Below are 1,545 nucleotides of genomic sequence, written 5' to 3' on the forward strand. Positions count from 1 at the left end.
ATTCACCCCATTATACAAACTCCCACTAATAAAAGGCTTGTCTATATCATCATCTAAAAATGAAATAATAACTTCATCTCCTATTCTAGGTGTATGGTAAAAACCTGAATGATTGCTTGCTACATTACTAGCTACTCTTAAGAATGGACTATGGTGATACATGTTTGTTTTATTATCTAATTCTTCTTGATTAGCATAAAGATTAATCCTTACCTTTACTCTTCCATATTCATCTGTGTATATGGTATTTCTTTGATTTTCTATATTAGAATCTTCTCCTATAACTATACCCATGGTATTAATTGGAGGTTTTGGTTTGGATTTAAAACTAGGTGTAAAGGTTAAAAAAGATGGGGTAAGGGTTAAATTATTTGTATAAGATTTGCTTAGATTTAAGTCTTTAATATTTAAATTATCATTGGTATTGATAGTATTAGCTAAAATAGCATCATCAATTAAAATTTGTTCTTTTGCTATAATGGTATATTCTTTGGTGGTTTCTTCTTGAATATTAATTTTAATACTTTCATTTAAACTAAGATGATAAATATTGCTTTTTGCTTTTAGTATATTATTAAGCATAGTGTTTCTTTTTTCTTTTAGGGTAGGGGATTGTTTTAAATTAATATTTTGTGTAAAGGAATACTCACTTTCATAAGAATGCTCATTATAATGTACATTGGTGTTTTGTGCTTTAGTGCTTAAGGAATATAAACTTAAAGGTTGTTTGGAATTATTACTAGAATGAGTAAAAGCATTAGTTTGTATTTGTTTTTCTTTATTTAGTGCGTAAATACAAGTTTCATTAAGATGGTTGTTGATATTAGGATTAAAAACTATATCTTTTATTTTGCCTTTATGAGTATAAAAATCATAAAAATAAATATTATCTTTATCTTCATAAAAATAAATACCATGATTGTGTGCTAATCTTGTGATAAATTCTAAATCACTTTCATTGTATTGAGAAATCAATTCTTTAGTTTCATATATATGATGAATATTAGAAAAATCAATGTTTTTATTTAGCTTGGTGTTGTAATAGGCTAAGGTTTGTTTAATTACTTCTATTATGTTTGTATGAGTATAAATACGATTTGCTTTATTAAAATCAAGTCTTATTAAAGGAGAATGCAAGTTAAACTTAAAAAAATGTTTATGGTTTAATTGTTTAAAATTTTCTTTTACAATATTGCTAGCACTGCCTTGATTAACACCTAAATAGTCAACATAAGATATTATTCCCCGATAAATCATATCAATATTAGTTGAAAAGTCTATCTTTTTGTTTTCATAAGGATTTTTAATTATAAGTGAAGCTTCTTTATCAATAAGCATATTAGGATTAAATTCAATATTGTCATCACTAAAAATATCATTATTGATATTTTCATAAAAACCTTCACATTCACATAAAAAGATCTGATCCAAGCTTTCTTTTATAATGGCTTTTGTGATTTTAAAATCAAGTTTGTTAATTTTTAAATTAAGATAAGAGTTGTTTGTATTCATTAAAAAACCTTTGTTGGTATTGGGATTTATTGG

At 25.0% G+C, this 1,545-nt stretch carries 1 protein-coding gene; it reads right to left on the bottom strand.

Translation table 11 applies throughout. The features are described from left to right. Nucleotides 1-1,512: type VI secretion system tip protein VgrG (gene vgrG, locus L8W56_RS08685; protein WP_263660024.1), on the bottom strand; the 1,512-nt coding region annotated here is incomplete at its 3' end. Nucleotides 1,513-1,545 lie beyond the last annotated feature (33 nt).

It is taken from the genome of Campylobacter sp. IFREMER_LSEM_CL1085, from assembly GCF_025772235.1.
GTDB lineage: Bacteria > Campylobacterota > Campylobacteria > Campylobacterales > Campylobacteraceae > Campylobacter_D > Campylobacter_D lari_D.